This is a genomic window from Hankyongella ginsenosidimutans, from assembly GCF_005144965.1.
Taxonomy (GTDB): domain Bacteria; phylum Pseudomonadota; class Alphaproteobacteria; order Sphingomonadales; family Sphingomonadaceae; genus Hankyongella; species Hankyongella ginsenosidimutans.
The window spans coordinates 2811444-2834243 of sequence record NZ_CP039704.1 but is presented as its reverse complement, the minus strand read 5'-3'; the positions used below and the strand labels follow the sequence as shown (position 1 = coordinate 2834243).

The 22800-nt window shown below is 63.1% G+C and carries 20 protein-coding genes, 1 tRNA gene and 9 pseudogenes; 12 read left to right on the top strand and 18 right to left on the bottom strand.

Going from position 1 to position 22800, the window contains the following annotated elements; all coding sequences use genetic code 11:
* Positions 1–3 precede the first annotated feature (3 nt).
* The 5 genes and pseudogenes from E6W36_RS24025 to E6W36_RS16775 form a co-directional block, all read right to left on the bottom strand.
* Positions 4–484: pseudogene (locus E6W36_RS24025) on the bottom strand (3,4-dihydroxy-2-butanone-4-phosphate synthase).
* Positions 460–621: a hypothetical protein gene (locus tag E6W36_RS19900; RefSeq protein ID WP_246047856.1), complete on the bottom strand. Its 162-nt coding sequence runs from the start codon at positions 619–621 to the stop codon at positions 460–462. Before E6W36_RS19900 ends, E6W36_RS24025 begins: the two are co-directional and overlap by 25 nt.
* A gap of 22 nt (positions 622–643) precedes the next feature.
* Positions 644–1177, bottom strand: coding sequence for an NADPH-dependent FMN reductase (locus tag E6W36_RS16785; RefSeq protein ID WP_342776711.1), 534 nt, complete (start codon positions 1175–1177; stop codon positions 644–646).
* Positions 1174–2662, bottom strand: a pseudogene (locus E6W36_RS16780) (glycerol-3-phosphate dehydrogenase). Before E6W36_RS16780 ends, E6W36_RS16785 begins: the two are co-directional and overlap by 4 nt.
* Entirely contained in the window at positions 2595–3719 is a 1125-nt protein-coding gene (locus E6W36_RS16775) for a YeiH family protein (protein WP_222873347.1), read from the bottom strand. Before E6W36_RS16775 ends, E6W36_RS16780 begins: the two are co-directional and overlap by 68 nt.
* A 100-nt stretch (positions 3720–3819) precedes the next feature.
* Between E6W36_RS16775 and E6W36_RS23865 the strand changes: the two are divergent.
* Positions 3820–5055 (top strand): annotated as a pseudogene (locus E6W36_RS23865) (MFS transporter).
* Between the two features lie 121 nt (positions 5056–5176).
* Here the strand turns inward: E6W36_RS23865 and E6W36_RS22480 are convergent.
* Together E6W36_RS22480 and E6W36_RS16765 are read right to left on the bottom strand one after the other, a co-directional pair.
* The gene (locus tag E6W36_RS22480; RefSeq protein WP_342776708.1) at positions 5177–5449 is read right to left on the bottom strand and encodes a hypothetical protein; all 273 of its coding nucleotides are present in this window, start codon (positions 5447–5449) and stop codon (positions 5177–5179) included.
* A 232-nt stretch (positions 5450–5681) separates the two neighbouring features.
* Positions 5682–7457 (bottom strand): TonB-dependent receptor, encoded by a 1776-nt coding sequence (locus E6W36_RS16765; protein WP_342776707.1) that lies wholly within the window; start codon positions 7455–7457, stop codon positions 5682–5684.
* A gap of 853 nt (positions 7458–8310) precedes the next feature.
* On the opposite strand from E6W36_RS16765, the gene E6W36_RS22475 reads away from it, so the two are divergent.
* The 6 genes and pseudogenes from E6W36_RS22475 to E6W36_RS19890 form a co-directional block, all read left to right on the top strand.
* A complete protein-coding gene (locus tag E6W36_RS22475; RefSeq protein WP_342776706.1) occupies positions 8311–8865 on the top strand; it encodes a hypothetical protein in 555 nt (184 codons plus the stop codon).
* On the top strand, positions 8784–9911 hold the full coding sequence (locus E6W36_RS22470) for a TIM-barrel domain-containing protein (RefSeq protein WP_342776705.1): 1128 nt from the start codon (positions 8784–8786) through the stop codon (positions 9909–9911). Before E6W36_RS22475 ends, E6W36_RS22470 begins: the two co-directional genes overlap by 82 nt.
* Positions 9912–10906 (top strand): annotated as a pseudogene (locus tag E6W36_RS16755) (LacI family DNA-binding transcriptional regulator); the annotation flags it as partial. It abuts the gene before it with no gap.
* A 74-nt stretch (positions 10907–10980) separates the two neighbouring features.
* Positions 10981–11886, top strand: coding sequence for an aldo/keto reductase (locus E6W36_RS16750; RefSeq protein ID WP_222873346.1), 906 nt, complete (start codon positions 10981–10983; stop codon positions 11884–11886).
* Positions 11887–11959: 73 nt separating this feature from the next.
* A pseudogene (locus tag E6W36_RS16745) lies at positions 11960–12948 on the top strand (LLM class flavin-dependent oxidoreductase).
* Positions 12949–13307: 359 nt separating this feature from the next.
* Positions 13308–13535, top strand: a pseudogene (locus E6W36_RS19890) (hypothetical protein); the annotation flags it as partial.
* Positions 13536–13552: 17 nt separating this feature from the next.
* On the opposite strand, the gene E6W36_RS21210 reads toward E6W36_RS19890, so the two are convergent.
* Entirely contained in the window at positions 13553–13675 is a 123-nt protein-coding gene (locus E6W36_RS21210; protein ID WP_281277383.1) for a hypothetical protein, read from the bottom strand.
* Here E6W36_RS21210 and E6W36_RS23860 point away from each other — a divergent pair.
* Together E6W36_RS23860 and putA are read left to right on the top strand one after the other, a co-directional pair.
* A pseudogene (locus E6W36_RS23860) lies at positions 13661–14614 on the top strand (proline dehydrogenase family protein). The gene E6W36_RS21210 and the pseudogene E6W36_RS23860 overlap by 15 nt on opposite strands.
* A 93-nt stretch (positions 14615–14707) precedes the next feature.
* Complete coding sequence (gene putA, locus E6W36_RS16735; protein WP_222873344.1) at positions 14708–16162, top strand: bifunctional proline dehydrogenase/L-glutamate gamma-semialdehyde dehydrogenase PutA; 1455 nt, start codon at positions 14708–14710, stop codon at positions 16160–16162.
* An 83-nt stretch (positions 16163–16245) separates the two neighbouring features.
* Here the strand turns inward: putA and ypfJ are convergent.
* The 3 genes and pseudogenes from ypfJ to E6W36_RS16725 all read right to left on the bottom strand — a co-directional run bounded on the left by ypfJ (position 16246) and on the right by E6W36_RS16725 (position 17597).
* Positions 16246–17097: pseudogene (gene ypfJ / locus E6W36_RS16730) on the bottom strand (KPN_02809 family neutral zinc metallopeptidase).
* Positions 17098–17100: 3 nt separating this feature from the next.
* On the bottom strand, positions 17101–17247 hold the full coding sequence (locus tag E6W36_RS19870; RefSeq protein WP_246047853.1) for a hypothetical protein: 147 nt from the start codon (positions 17245–17247) through the stop codon (positions 17101–17103).
* Entirely contained in the window at positions 17244–17597 is a 354-nt protein-coding gene (locus tag E6W36_RS16725; protein ID WP_246047851.1) for a DUF2721 domain-containing protein, read from the bottom strand. The genes E6W36_RS19870 and E6W36_RS16725 overlap by 4 nt, the downstream gene beginning before the upstream one ends.
* Before the next feature lie 210 nt (positions 17598–17807).
* Between E6W36_RS16725 and E6W36_RS16720 the strand changes: the two genes are divergently transcribed.
* Both E6W36_RS16720 and E6W36_RS16715 read left to right on the top strand, forming a co-directional pair.
* Positions 17808–18574 (top strand): IS5 family transposase gene (locus E6W36_RS16720; protein ID WP_222873343.1). Its coding sequence is split into 2 segments (ribosomal slippage): positions 17808–18018 and positions 18018–18574, totalling 768 coding nucleotides; the frame shifts between segments, so codons are not numbered across the junction.
* Between the two features lie 72 nt (positions 18575–18646).
* Positions 18647–19413 (top strand): IS5 family transposase gene (locus E6W36_RS16715; protein ID WP_222873342.1). Its coding sequence is split into 2 segments (ribosomal slippage): positions 18647–18995 and positions 18995–19413, totalling 768 coding nucleotides; the frame shifts between segments, so codons are not numbered across the junction.
* A gap of 728 nt (positions 19414–20141) precedes the next feature.
* Here the strand turns inward: E6W36_RS16715 and E6W36_RS16710 are convergent.
* From E6W36_RS16710 to E6W36_RS22460, 4 genes and pseudogenes are all read right to left on the bottom strand, one after another.
* The gene (locus tag E6W36_RS16710; RefSeq protein WP_222873341.1) at positions 20142–20369 is read right to left on the bottom strand and encodes a hypothetical protein; all 228 of its coding nucleotides are present in this window, start codon (positions 20367–20369) and stop codon (positions 20142–20144) included.
* Between the two features lie 376 nt (positions 20370–20745).
* Positions 20746–21294, bottom strand: coding sequence for a hypothetical protein (locus E6W36_RS16705; protein ID WP_222873340.1), 549 nt, complete (start codon positions 21292–21294; stop codon positions 20746–20748).
* Positions 21294–21380 carry a hypothetical protein gene (locus tag E6W36_RS22465; protein ID WP_342776900.1) on the bottom strand — a complete coding sequence of 29 codons (87 nt, stop codon included), beginning with the start codon at positions 21378–21380 and terminating at the stop codon, positions 21294–21296. Before E6W36_RS22465 ends, E6W36_RS16705 begins: the two co-directional genes overlap by 1 nt.
* A gap of 125 nt (positions 21381–21505) precedes the next feature.
* Positions 21506–21678: pseudogene (locus E6W36_RS22460) on the bottom strand (EVE domain-containing protein); the annotation flags it as partial.
* Between the two features lie 105 nt (positions 21679–21783).
* Between E6W36_RS22460 and E6W36_RS16695 the strand changes: the two are divergent.
* Positions 21784–21860: transfer RNA gene (locus E6W36_RS16695), tRNA-Pro, on the top strand.
* Between the two features lie 8 nt (positions 21861–21868).
* Here E6W36_RS16695 and E6W36_RS16690 read toward each other — a convergent pair.
* From E6W36_RS16690 to E6W36_RS19865, 3 genes are read right to left on the bottom strand one after another with little or no spacing between them, the layout of a single operon-like run.
* Positions 21869–22045: a hypothetical protein gene (locus tag E6W36_RS16690; RefSeq protein ID WP_222873339.1), complete on the bottom strand. Its 177-nt coding sequence runs from the start codon at positions 22043–22045 to the stop codon at positions 21869–21871.
* A complete protein-coding gene (locus tag E6W36_RS16685) occupies positions 21993–22514 on the bottom strand; it encodes a hypothetical protein (protein ID WP_222873338.1) in 522 nt (173 codons plus the stop codon). The genes E6W36_RS16690 and E6W36_RS16685 overlap by 53 nt, the downstream gene beginning before the upstream one ends.
* Positions 22511–22762 (bottom strand): DUF3667 domain-containing protein, encoded by a 252-nt coding sequence (locus tag E6W36_RS19865; protein ID WP_246047849.1) that lies wholly within the window; start codon positions 22760–22762, stop codon positions 22511–22513. Before E6W36_RS19865 ends, E6W36_RS16685 begins: the two co-directional genes overlap by 4 nt.
* Between the last annotated feature and the right edge of the window lie 38 nt (positions 22763–22800).

Sequence of the window (22800 nt, the reverse complement as noted above, 5' to 3'; positions counted from 1 at the left end):
TTGTTATGATGCGCCTCTCACGCGCAACTGGCGCAGCGCGACGATATCCTCGAGCGCGACGACGTCCAGCCCATGCTGCGCGGCTAGCTCTGCCGCATCCGTCGCACGCGCCATCGTTCCATCGTCCTTCATGACGGCGCACAGCACGGCGGCGGGCTGCAGGCCGGCAAGCCCCATCAGATCGACGGCGGCCTCCACGGCCCGGACGCTCCAGCACGCCGTCTGGGCGAACGATCAGCGGGAAGATATGCCCGGGCGTCGTGATGTCGTCTGGTCCCGCATCCGGCGCAATGGCGGTCGCGATGGTGTGCGCGCGGTCGGCGGCCGAAATGCCCGTGGAGACGCCGCGCCGCGCCTCGATGGAAACCGCGAACGGGCGGCCGCTTTGCCGCTCCGGCGTCGGGTTCAGAAAGTCGATGCCGAGACGGCGCGCATGTGCTGGTGTCAGACCCAGACAGATCAAGCCGCGTCCGAATTTCGCCATGAAGTTGATGCGCTCCGGGTGGCGTGCTCTGCGGCGACCGCGAAATCGATGTCGCCGCCGCGCAGGCGGTCACCTGTCAGGACGATCATGCCGCCACGACGGAGCCGGTCGAGCAGGGCTGAGAGATCCTGGGTCATGCGCGGGCCAGCGCCACGCCTTTCAGGACCTGACGTGCGACCAGCTCGAGCTGACCACGCACGGCATCGTCCCTGCACTGGCCCGCCGCGTCGAACAGATCGGCCGTTGTGCGGATGGCAGCCCCAGCGGAGTCGGCCAGCCGCGCAGCGCATGGGCGATGGTGCGCAGGGCGGACAGCGTGCTGACGGCTGCCTGATGGCCGTAGGCGGTTGCGATCAGGCCGACGGTACGTCCGTCAAGGTATGGCCGGTCGTCGCGCGCGAGGTCTTCGAGATAGTCGATGGCGTTCTTGACGAGAGCCGAGACGCCGCCGTGATAGCCGGGGCTGGCGATCAGGACGCCGTCAGCAGAGCGTGCCGCCTGCACAAGCCTGGCACCGATCTCGGACTGCATGGCCGCATCCGTGCCGTAGTGCGGCAAGGCCACCAGCTCTGTGCATGCAAAGACCTCGACCTCTGCGCCCGCCGCGCGGGCGGCCGCCACCGCGACGCCGAGCGCGCGCTCAGTCGACGAGCCCGGTTTGGTCGTGCCGCCGATCGCTACCAGCCGTATCATCGTCGCCCCTTGTCTTTGAGATAAGCCTCGAGCGCCGCGCGCTCCGCCGCAGATAGCCGCAGCCCGAGTTTCGTGCGCCGCCACAGGATGTCGTCGGCGGTTCGCGCCCATTCCTGCGTCGTCAGATAGTCGACTTCGGCCTGGGTCAGGCCGTGGCCGAACCCTGTTCAAGGTCCTGCGCGGTGCGAGCCTCCCCGAGCCAGGCAAATGCGCGTGTGCCATACTGGCGGGCCAGACGTGCGATCGTTGCGGGATCGATGAAAGGATAGCGGGCCTGCAGGCGCTGCTGCAACGCCGGGACGCCGTCGATCGGGAAGTCGCCGCCCGGCAATGGCCGGTTATCCGTCGTGGACGCCGTGGCCAGCACGGGCAGCCACGGGCGCAGCTTGTCGACTGCCGCCGCCGCCAGGTGGCGATAGGTGGTGATCTTGCCGCCGAACACGCTCAGCAGCGGGGCTTCCTGGCGCCACCGTCGACTCGCAGGGTATAGCCGCGCGTCGCCGCTTCCGGCTTGCCGGAGCCGTCGTCGATCAGCGGGCGCACGCCGGCGTAGGACCAGACGACATCCGCCGGCGTAAGCTTAGTGCGGAAGTAGCCGTTCGCGCCCTCGCACAGATAGGCGATTTCCTCCGGCGTCGCGTGGACGTCGTCGAGCGATCCGTGATGGTCTGCATCCGTGGTGCCGACCAGGGTGAAATCATCCTCGTAGGGGATGGCGAAGAAAATCCGCTTGTCCGGGAGCTGGAAGAAGTAGGCCCGGTCGTGGTCGTACAGTCGGCGTACGACGATGTGCGAGCCACGGACCAGCCGCATGCTCTGGGAAGTCGCCACATGCGCCCGCCCAAGCGCTTCCAGCACCCGCGGCCCGGCGGCATTGATAGCTGCACGCGCGAGCAGTATCCGGCCATCGCTGAGGGTTGCGCGCCAGAGGTCGTCAAGCCGCGCCAGTTGGATAAGCTCGGACCGGGTGTGGATTTCCGCGCCATGGTCGGCGGCATCGCGCGCATTCAGCACCACCAGGCGCGCATCGTCGACCCAGCAGTCGGAATATTCGAAGGCGAAGCGGAACTGCGGCTGCAGTGGCCGACCGGCGGCATCCTTGCGCAGGTTCAAGGTTCGCGTCGGCGGCAGGTGTTTGCGGCCGCCCAGATGGTCATAGAGGAACAGGCCCATCCGCAGCAGCCAGCGTGGCCGCAGGCCGGGGCGATAGGGCAAGACAAAGCGCAGTGGCCAGATGATGTGCGGTGCCACGGCCCAAAGCCGTTCGCGCTCGCTCAGGGCCTCGCGCACAAGCGCAAACTCGTAATGCTCCAGATAGCGCAGCCCGCCATGGATCAGCTTCGTTGACGCCGATGACGTGCCTTGCGCCAGATCGCCGCGCTCCACGAGCACGACCTTGGCGCCGCGCAACGCGGCATCACGCGCGATGCCGCAGCCGTTGACGCCGCCGCCGACAACCAGAAGATCGTAGACTTTGTCGGTCACAAACCCCCACCGCAAACGAAAGCGCCACCACAAACGCAACCAGCGTCGAGGCGGCGACCGGCATGACGCTGCGCCATCCCAGGGTCATGAGCAACCGGAGCTGCGACTTCATGGCGGTCGCAATCACTGCGAGCAACAGCATTGTCTTCGAGACGATCAGGCCATAGTGGCCGATAACCTGCGGCAAGGTTACCAGTGAATTCAGGCAGACCAGCCCGAAAAACGCCCAGATGAACCAGGGCAGGCGCATCGCGCTTTTAAGCGAGTGCCGGGGCTGGCCCGGCGCGCCCAGCATCAGGCCGGCCACCGCCACCAGCGGGGCCAGCAGGGCGACTCGCGACAGCTTGACGATGGTGGCGATCTCGCCCGCATTCTGGGAATAGGCATAGCCGCCACCGATCGCCTGGGCGACATCGTGGATCGACGCGCCGATCAGGAACCCGGCCTGCTGGTCCGTCAGCTGCAGCGCCCCGGCCAGCAGGGGATAGAAGGACATGGCGACCGCGCTGGCACCGGAGATGGTCACCAGAGTCAGGGTGAACTGCGCCTGGCTGACCCGGTCCTTCCCGATGACGCCATAGAGCGCCAGTGCAGCGGAGGCGCCGCAGATTGCGGTTGCGCCGCCCGCGAGCACGCCTTCGGGGACAGGACGACTGTAGGCCCGCGCTGTCGCAATCCCGGCCGTCACCACGCAGGCCATGGTCAGCAACAGCCCGACAAAGGAGACGATGCCAAGGGCGTGAAACTGCGCGAACGTGACCTGCGTGCCGAGGATGACGATGCCAAGACGCAGGCAATTGGTGCCGGCGAAGTCCAGGCCCGGATGGATGCGCTGGTCACTGTTCATGAAATTGAGCGCAAGTCCCATCAACAGCCCCAGCACGATGATGGGCATGCCGTAATGTTCGCTGAGCCAGGAGGCTGCAAGTGCCGCAATGGAGACGACGACCATGCCATAGAGCCGCGCGTGTGCCTTTTCCGGCTTCGACGCTTCGGAGAGGTAGAGTTCGCCGAAAAGGTCCGCGGCGATGGGCGCGTTTGTGTCTTGCGGTGTCATATGCTCGCTTATAATGTTCCGTGCTGAGATGCTGCAATGAATAAATCCGCCGATCCGGATATTGAAAGGAACGGTTGCGGCCAGCGGGGAAGGACACGCCATGGACATGACCAAGCCGGCCAGCGAAGCCGGGGCAGCTCTGCGTTACGGTTTGATCGGGCTGATCTTTTCGCGACCGCTCTGAACTACGTCGACCGGCAGGTGCTTGCCTTGCTGAAACCGACGCTCGTGCAGGAATTCAACTGGACCGACCAGGATTTCGCGCACCTTGATCCGCATTCCAGCTCTCGGCAGCGTTCGCGCTCCTTGGCGTCGGCTGGTTCGTCGACCGGTTCGGGGTCCGGGTCGCCTACGGGCTGGCAGTGGCGGTGTGGAGTGCTGCCGGGATGGCGCATGCGTTTGCAGCAAGCGTGCAGCAATTCCTCGCGGCGCGAGTCGTGCTTGCGGTCGCCGAGTCCTGCAATACGCCTGCCGCCATGAAGGCCGCCGCGACATATCTGCCGATGCGGGAGCGAGCGCTGGGTATCGGCATCATCAACACGGCGCCCAACATCGGCGCCATTCTGACCCCGTTGCTGATACCGCCGCTGGCGCTGGCGTTCGGCTGGAAGGCGGCCTTCCTGGTGACCGGGGCGCTGGGATTTGTGTGGCTGGCGCTCTGGCTCGGCGCAACTCGTCGGCTGCCGGCACGCCATACGACCGCGAAGCGCAGTCCTGGTGCCTCGGTCCGGGAAATCCTCAGGACAGGCGCGCCTGGTCCGTGATCGGTGCCAAGGCGCTCACGGACCTTGTCTGGTGGTTCGTGCTGTTCTGGATGCCGGACTTCTTCCACCGGGAATTCGGCATGGATCAGGGGCAACTCGGCTATCCGATCGCCATCATTTTTCTGTTTGCAGCGGTGGGTGCGGTCAGCAGCGGTGGCCTGTTTGTGTTTCTGGAGGCGCGCGGGCTCGGCCTGAACAAGGCACGCAAGTACAGCATGCTGTTCTATGCGCTGGCAATCCTGCCGATGCCGCTGGCGCTCTCATCCGGCAACCCCTGGCTAGCGGCGGTTCTGATCGGGCTAGGTCTGTTCGCGCACCAAGGCTTCTCCACCGGTATTTTCGGCATGGCGACGGACACGGTGCCAACGCGGCAATTGGCGACGGTAATCGCGTTTGGCGGCATCGCGGGCAACCTGACGGGCACCGGCATGATCGAGTTTGCCGGCTGGTCGCTGCATGCGGGCCTGGGCTACACGCCGATGTTCGCCGTGTGCTCCGGCGCCTATCTTGCGGCGCTGGCGTTCATTCATGTGCTGCAGCCCAGAATGACCCTGGCGGACCCCGAGGGCTGACAGAAAAGCCGTGCGACGCGGACGCCGCACGGCTGGAGGTCGGAGGGACATTTGTTTGTAATGTGCCTGATCGGCAGAGGGTTTAGCATCACGCTTCACCCTCGCCGACCAGACCGCAATCTCAGTCGAGGCGAATCCGCAGGTTGACGCCCACATAGCGATCGGCATCGCGCGGGATCAGCAGGCGCTGCCCGTTCGAGGTGTTCAGCGAGACATAGCTCTTGTCGAGGATGTTCCGCACCGTGAAGGTCACGCGGTATTTGTCATCCTCGTCCGACAAGCCGAAGCTGGCGTTCCAGATGCCGTATTGATCAATGGGGCCGCCTTCGCCGAGGTCCGAGAACTGGTCGCCGGTGTAGCTGTAGGAGGTGCGCAGATACGCGACCATCGGCACGCCGATCGACGACAGGGAACGTTCATAGTCAGAGGCGAGGTTGAAGCTCCACTTGGGGCCAGCGGCAGGCGCGTGCCGTCGCGGGCATCCGGGGCATTGGTCAGCGGGTTAGGATTGAAGCGCTGGACCTTGGCGTCTGCATAGGCAACGCTTGAACTGAGCGTCCAGCCTGGCAGAACCTTGCCGATTGTCTCGATCTCAAAGCCTGCAGACGTCACGGTTCCCGCATTGGTCAGGTTGGTAACGACGGCACCGTTGAGCAGAACGAAGTTGTTCGCCTGGAAGCCATCGTATTTGACGTAAAACCGGATGCGTTGACTTGCAGGCGGTTGTCGAAGAAGCGGCTCTTGATGCCGCCTTCATACGAATTCGAGGTTTCCTTGTTGATCGGTAGCGAGTTCGTCGGCGCGGTGTGGTTGAAGAAGACGTTGAAAGCCGGGCCTTTGTAGCCGCGTGTGTAGCTCGCGTAGAGCATCACGTCCTCGAACAGATCGAATTGCACAACCGCTTTGCCGGAGAAATTGTTGTTGCTGGTACGGCCCGTCGAGGTGTTGGTGCCGTTGCCGCCAGCGGCGATCGTGCCTCCTGCCGGGCTGCCGCTTACGCCGGGGCCGGTTGCCGGCAGGCCGGTCGTGGCGTTGACGCCGGGAGCGCGAATGTGGGTGAACTCGACGATGTCGCGGGTCCAGCGCACGCCGCCCGTGAAGCGCAGGCGCTCGGTGACATTGTAGGTACCCTGGCCGAAGAAGGCGAAGTTGTTGAAATTGACATCGCTGTTCGATGTGGCGGTCGGGAACAGGGTGTTGACCGTATCGGCGACGTTGCAGGGTTGCCCGCCGGTTACCGGATCGGTCGGCAGGGTGGTCGTCGCGCAGGTTATGTCGCGGCGGGTGAATTGCTGCTGGTTGTCGGAGTGCCACCAGAAACCGCCGACCTGATAGGTGAAGGTCTGGCTCTGGTCTGACGCCAGGCGGATTTCCGCGGAATACTGGTCGGTCTCGACGAAACCTTGGTCATGCAGCTCTGCTGTGCCGACCAGCGCGCGTGGCAGAAAGTCTCCCTCGCGGATTTCCGTGTTCTGCCAGTTGCGGAAGCCTGTAACCACTGTCAGCGTGTGGTCGAGCGGCAGGTTGAAGTCGCCCTGGAGCGTCGCGCTCCACTGGCGGTCGTGGGTTTCGGTGACAAGATTTTGATTGACCTCACGGACGTCCTCGCCGCGCGTGTTGTCGAAGCCCAGTTCCGCATCGAGAACTGCCCCGCGTGAGACGCCCGTCACTTCGGCGCAGCAATCGTCATCGGCTTCATAATAGTCGGTAATGAAGCGAAACTTGGCGAAATCCGCTGCTTTCCAGTCCAGCAGCAAACGTCCGCCACGATGCTCGTAGCCGTTGACGCGCTCGTCGCGCCCGCCAAAAACATTGGTGATATTGCCGTCGTAGGTGCCATAGAATCCGGTGACGCGTGCGGTCAGATTTTCGGTGATCGGCCCGGCAAGGCTGACCCGCCCGCGGTATTCGGACGGTGCATTGAAACCAAGCTGCACGTCGCCTTCGAAGTCGTCGGTGCCGCCTTTGGAGACAATACTGAGCAGACCGGCCGATGCATTCTTGCCGAACAGGGTGCCTTGCGGGCCGCGCAACACCTCGATCCGCTCGACATCGACCAGATCGGTGAAGGCCTGGCCCGAGCGGCTGAGGACGATGCCGTCCACCACCGTCGACACACTTGGCTCGGCCGCCAACGAGAAACTGATGGTGCCGACCCCGCGCAGGACCAGCGCCGAGTTGGCGGAAGTGGTGCCCTTGCGGAACGTCAGCGACGGGACGATCTGGCCAAGCTGTTCCAGGCTGCTGGTACCGGAATTGATCAGGGCGTCGCCGCTGACGCTGGAGACGGAAATCGGCACATCCTGAAGATTCTGCGACACTTTCTGGGCGGTCACCACGATGGTGTCGAGCTGGGTTGCGCTTGCGTCTTCCTGTGCGAAGGCAGTTGACCAGGGCTGCACGCCAGGACGCTGGCTCCAGCAAGCAGCGTCTTTCGCAGGGTCGGGAATGTCATCTTCTGTCCTTCCTCTTTGCGGTTACGATCAAAAACTTCGGTGCGTTGGCGAGCGCTCCGTATTTGCCTTGTCTATCGCAAGCCATGCGTGACGCGGCCGGGCGGCAGGCGCATCGCCGGCTGGGGCTGCGCATCGCTGATAATGACCAAGACCATGAGATTGCACATTTAATGCGCTCAACTCCCCAAAATTGTTTTTCTTGGGTCATCGCAGACTGCGTGACCATTTAATTCTCGAGTTGCAGAATTGCCGGGGATATGTCAAGCGTTGTCATAAGCTGAGGCGTGGCCAGAGGACCTGGCGCTACGAGTGCCGCCGGGAGTGCAGCATCTGCGCCACAGTCAGCATGGGGAGTTGGCGTGAAGGCATCGATGGCGACGCATCTGCACTATTGTCAAACTGAAGGCGGGTTTGATCTGTCTTTCGGTGGTCAGCGGCTTATGCGGCATACATCCGACGCTCCGCTCGCAGCCATCGGCGTTGGTGCGCCCGACGTGATTATGGTGCGCGGCAACTTCGATCTGCGTGACGCGCTGCTCGAGGTGGTGGACCTTCGGCATGCGACGGTCGAGGCCATGCATGACGGCTTGAGAGTCCTCCTGGGCGAAGACGCGCAGTCCGCACCGCTCCTGACCCTGCGGATCGTCGAGTGCGGCGATAGCCTGCGGTTAGAGATCGCGGCGACGGATGCGCGCTTCAATCGCCTGTTTCTGAAGGTGGCGGCACTTCCCGATGAGCGTGTCTGGGGCGGCGGCGAGCAGATGTCGTACCTGAACATGCGCGGGCGTCGCTTTCCGCTGTGGACCTCCGAGCCGGGGTCGGACGCGACAAGACCACCGAACTTACGCGCGCCATGGATGCGCAGGGCATGGCCGGCGGCGACTATTGGACGACCAACTACCCGCAGCCGACATATCTGTCCTCGCGCCGCTATGCGCTACATGTGGACACCACAGCCTATACGCTTTTCGATTTCCGGGCTGATGACCATCATGGCATCGAAGTCTGGGCTGGCGGCTGCACGCTGGAAGTCTACGCGGCGGACAGCCTTGCCGGGTTGGTGTCGGTGCTCTCGGATCGGTTCGGGCGACAGCCACGCCTGCCGGACTGGGCCATCGCTGGTGCGATCATCGGACTGAAGGACGGTGCCAACAGCTTCGATCGTCTGGATGCAATCGTCGCGGCCGGGACGGTCGTCACCGGCCTCTGGTGCGAAGACTGGGTCGGCATACGCCAGACCAGCTTCGGGCGCCGCCTGTTCTGGGACTGGACGTGGAGCCCGACGCGCTACCCCAGTTGGACACCCGGATCGCGGAACTCGCGCAGCGGGGCATCCGTTTTCTCGGCTATGTGAACCCGTATCTTGCTGTGGACGGCGCGATGTACGGCGAGGCGGCAGCCGCCGGCTATCTGGCGCTGCGGCAGGATAGCGACCAGCCGTATCTCGTCGACTTCGGCGAGTTCGATTGCGGCGTGGTGGACTTCACCAATCCGGCTGCCAGTGCCTGGTTCGCGGACCGGGTGATCGGGCGGGAAATGCTTGATTTCGGTCTCAGCGGCTGGATGGCGGATTTCGGCGAATATCTGCCGACCGACGTACGTCTGCACTCCGGGCTTGATCCCATGCTTGCGCACAATGCCTGGCCGGTGCTCTGGGCGGAGGTGAATGCGCGCGCCATCGCGAGCCGCGGCAAGCGCGGTGAGGCGGTGTTCTTCATGCGGGCAGGCTGGAGCGGCGTTCAGGCGCACTGTCCGCTACTCTGGGCCGGCGACCAGAGCGTCGATTTCACCCGCCATGACGGTATCGGCACCACCATCTGCGCGGCATTGTCCGCAGGCCTGGTCGGCAACGCCTACAGCCACAGCGACATCGGCGGCTACACGAGCCTGATGGGCAATGTGCGCACGCCGGAACTGCTGATGCGCTGGGCGGAACTGGCGGTGTTCACGCCGGTCATGCGCACGCACGAAGGCAACCGGCCGGACGAGAACCTGCAGATCGACAGCAGCCCGGACATTCTCGCGCACTTCGCACGCCAGACGCGCCTTCATGCGCAGCTGGCGCCATACACCCGCTTCGTCTGCGATCAGGCGGAGGCGACCGGCCTGCCGGTGCAGCGACCGCTGTTCCTGGCATTCGAGAGCGACTGTGCATGCCGCGACATCCAGGACCAGTATCTGTTCGGCCCCGACGTTCTGGTGGCGCCGGTTTTGGTGGAAGGCGCGCGCACCCGCTTGCTTTACCTGCCGCCGCACGACTGGGTTCACCTGTGGACCGGCCAAGCCTATCGTGGCGGCTGGGTGGAGGTTGATGCGCCGTTGGGGCGGCACCGGCCTTCTTCCGGGCTGACAGCAGCTTTGCGGCGCTGTTCAGGAGTTTGCACGAGAATGGGGGCTTGAATGACTGAACGTGCAACGATTCGTGATGTTGCGTTGCGTGCCGGCGTTTCCGTGAAAACGGTCTCGCGCGTCTTGAACAAGCATCCCTATGTCAAGCCAGCGACGCGCCAGGCCGTCGAGAATGCCATGGACACGCTCGGGTTCCGCCCGAGCATTGCAGCGCGCATTCTTGCCGGAACCAATTCGGGGCAGGTGGCGCTGATCTATGACAATCACAGCCCGTACTACATCCATCAGATCCAGGAGGGCTGCTGGAGCCGCTGCCACGAGGAGCGCGTGCGCCTGCTGGCGCAACCGGTCGATGTTGCGGATCCGGGTGTCGGCGAGCAGGTCCGCGGCCTGATCGCCGAGACCCATGTGGACGGTGTTGTGCTGTCCTCACCGGTCACCGATTGCGTGCCGGTGCTGGAGGCGCTCGAGCAGACCAAGATTCCGTTTGTGCGTATCTCGCCGGGCACCAACCGTTCGCTCACGTCATCCGTGTTCATGGACGATGTGCAGGCGGCGGACGATCTGACCACCTACCTCATCAACCTTGGCCACCGGCGCATTGCGTTCATCATCGGCCATCCGAATCACACGGCCAGCAATGAGCGCCTGTTCGGCTACCGGCGTGGGCTGGACCGGGCAGGCATTTCCTATGAGCCGCAACTGGTGGCGCAGGGCCTGTTCGATTTTGCCAGCGGCGTTGCGGCGGCGGAGAAGTTCTTCGCGCTGCCGAACCGTCCCACGGCGATTTTCGCCAGCAACGACGATATGGCAGCGGGGGTGCTGGCGACGGCGCACAGGTATGGCATCGCGGTCCCGCGCGAAGTCTCGGTCGCCGGCTTCGACGACACCACGCTGGCCCAGGTGGTCTGGCCGCCGCTGACCACCGTCCGCCAGCCGACCGGGAACTGGCCTACACGGCGACCGACCTGCTGCTGACTGGCGCAGCCATGGAACACCGCCGCCTCGCGCATGAAGTCGTCAAGCGTGCCTCCACGGCAGCGCCAGACTCACGCCCGAGGCAGGATACAGCCGGCGCCGCCCGCAAGACGTCTTCAAACAAACAGAACAAGGCAAACGCATGAGTACCTTATCCGCCGTCCCAATACGTCGCACGCTCGGCGACACCGACATCGAAGTCTCTTCCATCGCCTGGGGCATGTGGCGGTTCCACGGCGACGACCTGAGGGCGGCCCGCGCGCTGGTCGATGCGGCGTTCGATGCCGGGATTACGTTGTTCGACACCGCCGATATCTACGGTGTCGATCAGGGCGGCTTCGGTGCCGCCGAACTGCTGCTGGGTCGATTGTTTGCAGCGGACCGGGAACTGCGCTCGCGCATGGTGCTGGCGACCAAGGGCGGCATCGTCCTCGGCGTTCCGTACGATTCGAGCCCGGACTATCTCGGCGCGGCGATCGACATCTCGCTGAAGCGCCTGCAGGTCGAGCAGATCGACCTCTGGCAGGTTCACCGGCCGGATATCCTGACGCACCCGCAGGAGGTCGCGCGTGCCATGGAAGACGCGCAGAAGGCGGGCAAGGTGCGCGCGTTCGGCGTCTCGAACCATACGGTCGACCAGATCGAGGCCCTGCAGGCCGCTCTGCCGTTTGCGCTGGTCTCCAGCCAGCCGGAACTGTCGCCGTTCCGGATCGACCCCATCGAGAACGGCGAGCTGGACCAGGCGATGCGGCGGAACCTGGCCGTGCTGGCGTGGTCGCCGCTTGGCGGAGGCCGGATCAGCCAGGCGGGAACCCCGCGCGAGCAGGCCGTGATCGATGAACTGGACCGGATCGCCGCGCAGTTTGCTGTGTCGCGCGCTGCCGTCGCCTACAGCTGGATCATGGCGCATCCTGCGCGCCCGATCCCGATCGTCGGCTCGCAGCAGCCGCATCGGATCGCCGAGGCCGCCGACGCCTTCAAGGTCGTCTGGACCCGCACAGACTGGTACAAGGTTTTCGTCGCCGCGAAAGGAGCGCCCCTGCCATGACGACCCCTGCGAAATCAGCTGGTTTTCCGCCCTCTGCGACGACGACTACGAGTTCCTCGGCGTTCCCGACCCGATGCTGAAGTCGAGCTGGGAGCACTGCCGCAACATCGTGCTGCAGGCGGAGAAGGGCGGCTTCGACAACATCCTGCTGCCCTCCGGCTATCAGCTTGGCATCGACACGACAGCGTTCGCCGGTGCCATCGCGCCGCTGGTGCGCCGCATGCGGCTGCTGTGGGCGGTTCGGGTCGGCGAGGACTGGCCGCCGCAACTGGCGCGCCGCGTGGCGACTCTGGACCGCATTCTTGGCGGCAGGCTGACGGTCAACATCATCTCGTCGGATCTCCCGGAGAGACGCTGCCCAGCAAGGCGCGCTATGATCGCACGGTCGAGGTCATGCATATCCTTAAGACGATGCTGCGCGGCGAACACCTCAGCCACAAGGGCGAATTCTATCAACTCGAGCTCGATCCGCCCGGTGTCTCCACCACTGCCGGCGTCTGCCCGCCGCTGTACTTTGGTGGCTTGAGCGAGGACGCCCGCGAAGCCGCCGCGCAAGGCTGCGACGTCTATCTCATGTGGCCGGACACCATGGAGAATGTGCGGGCGATCATCGCCGACATGACGGCGCGGGCTGCGAAATACGGCCGCACGCTGAAGTTCGGTTACCGCGCCCACATGGTGGTGCGGGAGACGGAAGCGGAGGCACGGGCATACGCCGACAAGCTGCTGAGCAAGCTCGACGCGGCGACCGGCGAGCAGATCCGCCAGAAATCGCTGGATAGTCAGAGTGTCGGCGTCACCCGACAGGCAGAGCTGCGGGCTGCAGCGCAAGCAAACGACGGTTATGTCGAGGCCAATCTCTGGACCGGCATCGGCCGGGCGCGCTCAGGCTGTGGCGCGGCCATCGTCGGCGACCCCGATCAGGTGGTGGCGAAGCTGCGCGCCTATCAGGCGGAAGGCATCGATGCCTTCATCCTTTCCGGCTATCCGCACATCAACGAGTGCGACATGGTGGCACGCCATGTCCTGCCGAAAATCCAGCACGGGCCTTTGATGCTTTAACAGCCTGCTGAAGGCAAATATTGCGTCTCGGGGCAGTATTATTACTGCAGGCTCTGGAGCCGGGAGCAGTCAGATTGTATCCGGGTTATACGACTCTGGCCTGCATATACCGGGGACCCACATGACTGATACCGCCCTTGCCGCCGCCCGCCACCGGATTGCCGCCCGCAAGCTGGAGGACGAAGCCGCCGTCGTGCAGCGCCTCGCCGACTCCTTGAGCCGGCGGCCGACCTGCTGACGCGCGCCAGCACGACCGCTGTCGCCCTGATCGAAGGGCGCGCACGCGCCGCAGCGAGCGCGGCAAGCTGGATGCGTTTCTCGCCGAGTTCGGGCTGGGCACCAGCGAGGGCGTCGCGCTGATGTGCCTTGCGGAAGCGCTGCTGCGGGTGCCGGATGCCGATACGGCGGACCGCCTGATCGCGGAGAAGATCAGCAGCGGCAGATGGGATGCCCATCTGGGCCGTTCGGATTCCGTGCTGGTCAATGCCTCGACCTGGGCGCTGCTGCTCACCGGCCGGGTTGTCGAGATGGATCCCGATCTGTCCCGCGATCCGCCGGGCTGGTTCGGGCGGCTGGTCAACCGGCTGGGCGAGCCGGTCATCCGTCAGGCGGTGCGCCAGGCGATGCGCATCATGGGCGGCGAGTTCGTGATGGGCCAGACCATCGAGCAGGCGCTGGCGCGCAGCCGCAAGGAGCCGGAGACGTCGGGCCTGTGCTCGTTCGACATGCTGGGCGAGGGGCACGCACCGACACCGATGCTGCGCGGTATGCTGCAGCATACCGGGATGCGATTGCGAAGATTTCCCTGGCCGACCAGCGTGGCGAAGCGGCTGGCCACGGCATCTCGGTCAAGCTCTCGGCGCTCGACCCGCGCTACCATGAGGCGCACCGGGAGCGCACGATGGCGCGGCTGTACCCCGTGCTGCTGGAACTCGCGCAGCAGGCTGCGCGGGCGCGCATGCAGTTCACCATCGACGCGGAGGAAGCCGACCGGCTTGAGCTCTCCTCGACATTATCGAACGCCTGGCGCACGACACCGACCCCAGTTGGTCCGGCCTCGCGTTCGCTATGCAGGCTTACGGCAAGCGTGCGTTCGATGTGGTGGACTGGGCGGCGGCGCTGGCGCGCAGGTCCGGGCGGCGCATGGTGGTGCGGCTGGTCAAGGGCCTATTGGGATACCGAGATCAAGCGGGCGCAGGAACTGGGCCTGCCGGACTATCCGGTGTTCACCCGCAAGGTCTCGACCGACCTCAGCTACATCGCCTGCGCGAAGAAGATGCTCGCCAACCGGGACGCCCTGCACTGTGCCTTTGCCACGCACAACGCGCACACGCTGGCAGCGATCCTCGCGCTGGCGGGTCAGGATCGCAGCCACATGGAATTCCAGCGCCTGCACGGCATGGGCGACCTGCTCTATGCCGAGGCGCAGCGCCAGATCGCCGGCATGCCGCCGGTGCGGGTCTATGCGCCGGTCGGGGCGCACCGTGATCTTCTGGCCTATCTGGTGCGCCGCCTGCTGGAAAACGGCGCCAATTCCAGTTTTGTCAATCGCTTCATGGACCTGGATACGCCGCCGGCGTCGCTGGCGCGCGACCCTTGCACGGTGGTCCGGCAGCTCGGCGGGTTCGCCACCCGAACATCCCCTGCCCAAGGGCCTGTACGGTGAGGAGCGCGCCAATTCGAGCGGGCGTGACCTCAGCGACCGCGCCGTGCTGGCCCCATCGCGGGCGCTGTCGCCGCCCTGGATGCGCAGCCCGTCGTGCGCGGGCATGATGTCGCGATCACGGCACCGCACGACCGGCGGATCATCGTCGGGCGCGCGCCCGAGACGACGCAGGCCCAGGCGCTGACGGCACTGGATGCAGCTAGCGCCGCACAGGCTGCCTGGGACGCACTGGGCGGCCACGCGCGCGCCGATATCCCGCTGCGCGCGGCAGATCTGATGGAGGCCCGCCTCGAGCCGCTGGTCGCGCTGCTGAGCCGGGAGGCGGGCAAGACCCTGCCGGACTCGGTGGCCGAAGTGCGCGAGGCGGTCGATTTCTGCCGCTACTATGCCGCGCGGACGCGCGAAGACTTCGGTGCGCCCAAGCCGCTGCCGGGGCCGACGGGCGAGACCAACCAGCTCAGCCTGCATGGCAAGGGCGTCTTTCTGTGCATTAGCCCCTGGAACTTCCCGCTGGCGATTTTCACCGGCCAGGTCGCGGCGGCGCTGGCGGCCGGCAACACTGTGCTCGCCAAACCAGCCGAGACGACGCCGCTGATCGCCTTTGAGGCGGTGCGTCTGCTGCACGAGGCCGGCGTCCCGAAGGACGTGCTGCACCTGCTGCCCGGCTCCGGCCCGGCGCTCGGCGGCTGGCTGTTGCCGGACGACCGGGTGGCCGGCGTCGCCTTCACCGGGTCGACCGTCACCGCCCAGCGCATCAACCGGGCGCTTGCGAACCGGGACGGCCCCATCGCCACCCTGATCGCTGAGACCGGCGGCCAGAACGCCATGATCGTCGACTCGACGGCCTTGCCCGAACAGGTTGTCGACGACGTCATCGCGTCCGCGTTCCTCAGCGCCGGTCAGCGTTGCTCGGCCCTGCGGGTGCTGTGCCTGCAGGACGATATCGCCGACACCATGATCGCGATGATTACGGGCGCGATGGACACGCTTGTACTTGGTGATCCGTCGAAGCTCTCAAGCGACATCGGCCCGGTGATTTCGCAGGCCGCCGCCGACGGGCTGATGGCGCATATCGCGCGCATGCGGGAAACGGCGCGCATCCTGAAGGCGCTGCCGCTCGGCGAAGCGCATGCGCATGGCAGCTTTGTCGCACCGCACCTTATCGAAATCGGCAGCATCAAAGAGCTGACGCGCGAGGAATTCGGTCCGATCCTGCATGTGCTGCGCTACCCGGCCAGCGGGCTTGATGCGCTGCTCGCCGACATTCGCGCGACCGGCTACGGCCTGACGATGGGCGTGCACTCGCGGCTGGAGGGTACGGCGCGGCGTGTGTTCGCAGCCAGCCGCTGCGGCAACACCTACATCAACCGTTCCATGACCGGGGCTGTGGTCGGCGTGCAGCCGTTCGGTGGCGCTGGCCTTTCCGGCACCGGGCCGAAGGCGGGCGGCCCCTATTACCTCCATCGCTTCGCCAGCGAGCGCACCTACACGGTCAATGTCGCAGCAACCGGCGGCAACACCCAGCTGTTCACGATGAACGAGGGTTAGAGCAACGGGCTTTAACAGGCTCTTATCAACAATTTAGACCATGATTCACGTTTCAGATTGATTCAATCTGAAACGATCAAGGTCTAGAGGGCTCGCGCGGCAAAGGTATCGCAGGCGTTCGGATTTCCGTTCTGGTAGCCGGCCATGAACCAGCGCTGGCGCTGCGCCGCTGAACCATGGGTAAAGGCATCCGGCACCACACGGCCGGTTGCCTGCTTCTGCAACGTGTCGTCACCGACAGCGGCAGCCGCACCCATCGCTTCCTGCACGTCGCCGGCTTCCAGGAGGTTGCGCCCCTCGGCATGGTGTGCCCAGACGCCGGCATAGCAGTCCGCCTGCAGTTCCATGCGCACCTGCAGGACGTTGGCCGTGCGTTCGTCGGCACCCTGCTGCGCCTGCCGGACTTTCCCGGAGATGCCGGTCAGGGTCTGGACATGGTGGCCGACTTCGTGGGCGATGACGTAGGCGGCGGCAAAATCGCCCGGCGCGCCGAAGCGGCTTTGCAGTTCTTCGAGGAATGACAGATCCAGATACACCTTCCTGTCGCCGGGGCAGTAGAAGGGGCCGGCCGATGCCGCGCCCGGACCGCAGGCGGTCGGTGTCTGCGCCCGGTAGAGCACGAGGGTTGCGGGCTGGTAACTCGGCAGGATCTGACCCCAGACATCTTCCGTGTCCCCAGCACGCGGGAGGCGAATTCGACCTGCGGCTGCTCCGCCTGCGCGTCGACCGGGGTGCCGCGACGTCCTGCGACGCCGCGCCCTCCAGCCCGCTCAGCACCTGCAGCGGATTAACCCCAGCAGCATCGAGATCCCGATGATGACCACCAGCCCCAGCAGGCCGCCCTTGCCGCCGAGCGGCAGACCGGCCATGCGCCGACCCGGCTGGCCGCGCCGGTCCTCGATGTTGTCGCTTTGCCGTGCGTTGCGCCACTTCATCGCTCAGTCCCTCCCTGTTGGCGGCGGTGCAGGATCGTCAGTCCGCGTCGCGTGCGCCTCCATGAGCAGGTCGCGGCGCACGCGCACGGAGCGGGTGGCGATATACATCTCGATCAGGAACAGGGTGAGGCCAAGCGCCAAAAGGCTCATCGCCAGAATGAAGGCGACGGCGACCAGGCGCCCAGGTTGCTGCCGGTCAGGCCGGAGAGAAACAGCAGGGCGACCAGCACGCAGACGAACAGGGCAGAGGCCGTGCCCAGGCTGATGGCGCTGTGCGCCAGCGTCATGCGCCGGCTGAGCACCTGCAATTCCAGCCGCAGGTCCTCCGGCAGATGGCCATGATAGACCACCGCGCGCTCCTCCAGGATACGGGCGCGATCGATCACGCGGCCAAGCCGGACGCTCATGACGTTCAGCATCGATCCGATGCCGGCGAGCAGAAACACCGGCGCAATCGCCAATTGGATGATGTGCGCAAGGTCGACGGGGTTCGCGGTCATGAGGCGGCCTGCAGGAATTTCCTCCACGCTCTACCGCATCGCTCCCGCAGCAAACAGCCGGAAAAGCAACGCCGCCTGGGGAGCGGCTACGTAGGCAGGTGCGAAGCTTCTAGGTTTTGGTCACTCCGTGTATCCTAGGCCGTAAACTCATAAACTGGCTTGCGCGGACGGCAAGTGATTGATTCAAGGTTCGGGAAAGGAGCCTTGGATATGCGCCGTCGTTTTGACCTGACAGATTTCGAGTGGTCGGTGATTGAGCCGTTGCTTCCGAACAAGAGCCGTGGCGTGCCTCGGGTGGATGATCGGCGGGTCATCAACGGGATATTGTGGCGCTTTCGCACGGGCAGTCCCTGGGCTGATATTCCCGAGCGCTATGGGCCTTACACGACCTGTTACAACCGGTTCGTGCGCTGGCGCAAGGCGGGGTGTGGGATCGGCTTCTGGCGGCGGTTTCCCGGGCTTTCGACGGCGAACTGGTGATGATCGACAGTTCCTCGATCCGGGTCCACCAGCACGGTGCGACCCTAAAAGGGGACCCAAATCGCTGCATGGGACGTTCCCGGGGCGGTCTGACGACCAAGATCCACGCGCTGGTCGATGGCCGGGGATTACCGGTCGAGTTGCACCTCTCCGAAGGACAGGCGAGCGATTGCCAACAGGCCGATCCGCTGCTCGAGGTCGTGCCGGAAGGCAGCATTTTCCTCGCCGACAAGGCCTATGACAGCGACGCCATCCGCGACAAGGTCGAGGCGCGCGGCAGCTTCGCCAACATCCCGCCAAAGGCCAACCGCAAGAAGGGCTTCGCCTTCAGCTCCTTCCTCTACCGCTATCGCAACCTGATCGAGCGCTTCTTCGGAAAACTCAAGCACGCCAGAGGCTTGGCCACGCGATACGACAAACGCGCCGACAACTTCCTCGCCGCTGCCAAACTCTTCTCAACTCGCCTATGGATCGCAGCTAATGAGTCCACGGCCTAGGCCGTAAACTCATAAACTGGCTTGCGCGGACGGCAAGTGATTGATTCAAGGTTCGGGAAAGGAGCCTTGGATATGCGCCGTCGTTTTGACCTGACAGATTTCGAGTGGTCGGTGATTGAGCCGTTGCTTCCGAACAAGAGCCGTGGCGTGCCTCGGGTGGATGATCGGCGGGTCATCAACGGGATATTGTGGCGCTTTCGCACGGGCAGTCCCTGGGCTGATATTCCCGAGCGCTATGGGCCTTACACGACCTGTTACAACCGGTTCGTGCGCTGGCGCAAGGCGGGGGTGTGGGATCGGCTTCTGGCGGCGGTTTCCCGGGCTTTCGACGGCGAACTGGTGATGATCGACAGTTCCTCGATCCGGGTCCACCAGCACGGTGCGACCCTAAAAGGGGACCCAAATCGCTGCATGGGACGTTCCGGGGCGGTCTGACGACCAAGATCCACGCGCTGGTCGATGGCCGGGGATTACCGGTCGAGTTGCACCTCTCCGAAGGACAGGCGAGCGATTGCCAACAGGCCGATCCGCTGCTCGAGGTCGTGCCGGAAGGCAGCATTTTCCTCGCCGACAAGGCCTATGACAGCGACGCCATCCGCGACAAGGTCGAGGCGCGCGGCAGCTTCGCCAACATCCCGCCAAAGGCCAACCGCAAGAAGGGCTTCGCCTTCAGCTCCTTCCTCTACCGCTATCGCAACCTGATCGAGCGCTTCTTCGGAAAACTCAAGCACGCCAGAGGCTTGGCCACGCGATACGACAAACGCGCCGACAACTTCCTCGCCGCTGCCAAACTCTTCTCAACTCGCCTATGGATCGCAGCTAATGAGTCCACGGCCTAGTATCATAGCAAATAGAGTCTGATGACATTGGATGGGATCGTCATTCCGACCCTTACTGGAGTAGGCTATGTAAAGTCCACTCGTGGTGAACTCGGACAAAACCACGATCCGCTCACCACTTTCTCCAGATCTGGGTGAGCGGCACAGCTAAACACGCGATGGCGCACAAGTCAACATAAAGTCATCACGATGTAAAGTAAAATTCATTGTGTAGACTGTCTAATAAATATAGAACTTTCTATTTTCTCAAAGGCGTTTCTATAAACAGCAGCATCTTCTATGGGTGTATCTACTTGACTATTGAGGCCATATCCCTGCGATTTTCCTTCTGCAGATACGAAATTTAATCTGACTTTTGTGACTATTCCATTAAGTGATTCAATGAATGCGGAAACTCGTGTTGATTTATTTTTCGGCCAAATCCTAAAATGGATTATAAGTTAGATTGCTTGAGCTGGGACTTTTAGCAGTAATGAGACCAGTCTGCAAATCAGCAGCCTCAATTATATATCCAGTATCTTGCAGTACGCTAACCACAGAAGCAAATACTACTTCTTTTTTACCTCATATTCTCTCTGCTGTAACTGCTGTAACTGCAGTCCACTTAAAGTATTAGGCCTTACTGTATTAGTGGATTCGCACGCTATTAGAGGTGAAATAAAAAGTAAAATGCCTGCAATTTTTATTTTTTGTTCATTTTAAAGTCACATTCCGTCTCCCCTTGTTGGTCAAAATGAACTACTTCTACTTTTAAAGTCACTTACAATTTTGTTTTTGTCAAATTTTATAATCAGTGTCATTTCTCGAGTAGTCTGTTCAAAGCCTGATTTTGATTTTCCAATCCCTCCGCCAGTTCCACCGGCCAGCGGCTCACCAGCACCTCCAAAAAGGAGGCCTATTGAAAACGAAGAGTTATTCTGTTCTGAAACAGTAGCGTGTCTATTGTAAACCCACACTTCTTGTCCAGAACCATCTATGGTTGTTATATTAGGTGAACCAAATGTGTTGATAACATCAAGCTGGGTTGTTTCCCCAACCTTAAGTGTAATTTGAACTTGCCCATGAGTCAGATTATTTTTTGCTCCTCTGCAAAGGCTGGATTCATGGAAAAATTAAGTAAAAACGTGGCGATTATTATATTTTTTCATTTCTTGCCTCATGTTTGCCCATGCATCATCTGTATGGGTAGCTGTTATTTTTGCCCCAACGCGTAACTGTATAGGTTATTAATAAGATTTATCTTTTGCAAGCTGTCTATTGATCCAATGCTATTGAAAAATGTATAAATTTTTTTACCCAAATGCCATCAGTATGTAAATATGTTAGTCGGTCTCACCGGTTCGTAAAGGTTTGCGGCGTTTCTACTTCGCGCCACATGCAGGTTGGCCCAAGGCGCTCGCCAAGCCAGCTTGCGAGCGCCTTGCCTGCGTCAAGAAGGCATAATCTGGCAGCAGAGCGGATTCGTGTATCCGGGCTTGCGATCGTCAATGGCGCCTTGGCGAAGCACGTAGTCGAGAATTGATCGACGTGCGCGCCGGCACGATCAGTAACCGATGCAGTAACTTCGCCCGCGGCATGCTTTCCGAACCCAATGTAGCCTGAGGTCTCGAACCGCTTGATTTTAAGTATCAGCACATAAGTATGCGCTGTAATGAGGGTGCTCACGGGAAGCTTGCCGATCTCGGTCGCGAAAATACTATGGGCATCGACCTCGGCAAAGTCCTTGCCCAGGTAGCGGTGTGCTTCAAGCGGTGTGGCATCAAGCGGCGATAAACTGAGGCATGGCGCAAGGGGCGTGCGTTCTTCATCCTGCCCGGACGCTTCATGCGAAGTCGCAAGAAGCACTGCAGTGACGATTGCCGGCAGCCATGAAGCGGCCACTACAGTCCGCCCATCTGCCTGAGCAGGGCGGCGGCGGCATCGTCGAGCGGCATGACGGAGAGGCGGGACTGGCGGACCAGGCCGATATGGGCAAGGCGCGGCTCGGCCTTGATGGCGGCGAGCGAAACCGGGCGGGGCAGGGGCCGACCGCCCGCACGTCAACCAGGCCGGATTTCGGGTCGTCCGGGTCCGGGTAGTAGCTGCGGGTGACCCGCACCAGCCCGACGATCTCCTTGCCGACGTTGGAATGGTAGAAGAAGGCTTCGTCCCCACCTGCATCTGGCGCATGGTGCCCAGCGCCTGCGGGTTCCTGACGCCGCTCCAGGGCACGTCGCCGCCGGCGCACTGTTGCTCCCAGGACCAGGCGTCCGGCTCCGACTTCACCAGATAATAGGCCAACGCTTAACTCCCGGATTCAGCGACCCGACCGTTTTAGCGCCTGCGCCGGGCGTTGCAATCGGCAGCGCACCCCGTTACAGCCGGTCGTGTCGGGGAGTAGCGCAGCCTGGTAGCGCATCTGCTTTGGGAGCAGAGGGTCGCAGGTTCGAATCCTGTCTCCCCGACCATCCGCCCATCACCCGAGCGCGCCGAGCAGGAAAATGGCGACGATGAACAGGGTGATGGCGATCGGGGCCATGATCATGGTCACGTAGCCGGTGCGCCAGAGCGCGCCGAACCAGCCGAGCCGATAGGCCCCATCAACTGCGCATAGATGTGCACGACCGGTGCAAAAACAGCGCCAGCCACGCATTGTCGGGAATGGGCAGATAGTCGCCGAGTCGGTTCAGCAAGGTGGCAAGAATGAACAGGATGGACATGAAGGACAGCGAATACAGCGAAAACACCACGTGATCGTACAGGCGAAACCCACGCCGCCAGGCGAACATCAGCCAGATGAACGGCGCGGAGATCGGCACCAGCAGAAACGAGAATTTATAGGCGGTGTTCTGCAGCTTGTAGATCAGCAGGTCCGGGTTTTCCATCTTGTGTTTTATTTTATCGTCCCAGTGTGCGTTACCGGTTCTGACATTGAGCTTGCCCGCTTTCATCGATTTCTTCAGCAGATCGACAAGGTTTTCGTCGCTTCCGGCGTCGGTGATGTCGAGGCCGTCGATGCCGCTCTGTATGGCGCCTGCGCCGATCTTGTCGCCTGAGGCTTTGGCTTTCTCCAGCTCCCTCTGAAGGTCTGCGCGGGCCTGAGCCTTGTCCGCCGGACTCATGGGTTTTGCGCGACGCCATTTTGCACCCCCGCCACCGGATTGACCTCCGCCGGGCCGCCGGTGAAGGCGAACACGATGAACATGGTGAAGATGGTGAACAGGAACAGCGCCATCGGCGGCACATAGCGGGCGCGCTTGCCCTCGATATACTCGCGGGTCAGCCGGCCGGGTTGGAAGACGAGGCGCGGCAGGGTCTTCCAGGTCCGGCCGTCCAGATGGGCGATGCCGTGGATGAAGTCCTCGAACACCGCAAACGCGGTGCGGTGCAGATGTCCCGGCTGGCCGC

Excerpts from the sequence above, each read along its gene's own strand:
- E6W36_RS19900 (WP_246047856.1), bottom strand. The coding sequence starts at position 621 with ATGACCCAGGATCTCTCAGCCCTGCTCGACCGGCTCCGTCGTGGCGGC.
- E6W36_RS16785 (WP_342776711.1), bottom strand. The coding sequence starts at position 1,177 with ATGATACGGCTGGTAGCGATCGGCGGCACGACCAAACCGGGCTCGTCG.
- E6W36_RS16775 (WP_222873347.1), bottom strand. The coding sequence starts at position 3,719 with ATGACACCGCAAGACACAAACGCGCCCATCGCCGCGGACCTTTTCGGC.
- E6W36_RS16750 (WP_222873346.1), top strand. The coding sequence starts at position 10,981 with ATGAGTACCTTATCCGCCGTCCCAATACGTCGCACGCTCGGCGACACC.
- E6W36_RS21210 (WP_281277383.1), bottom strand. The coding sequence starts at position 13,675 with ATGTCGAACGAGCACAGGCCCGACGTCTCCGGCTCCTTGCGGCTGCGC.
- E6W36_RS19870 (WP_246047853.1), bottom strand. The coding sequence starts at position 17,247 with ATGAGCCTTTTGGCGCTTGGCCTCACCCTGTTCCTGATCGAGATGTAT.
- E6W36_RS16725 (WP_246047851.1), bottom strand. The coding sequence starts at position 17,597 with ATGACCGCGAACCCCGTCGACCTTGCGCACATCATCCAATTGGCGATT.
- E6W36_RS16690 (WP_222873339.1), bottom strand. The coding sequence starts at position 22,045 with ATGCGTGGCTGGCGCTGTTTTTGCACCGGTCGTGCACATCTATGCGCA.
- E6W36_RS16685 (WP_222873338.1), bottom strand. The coding sequence starts at position 22,514 with ATGAGTCCGGCGGACAAGGCTCAGGCCCGCGCAGACCTTCAGAGGGAG.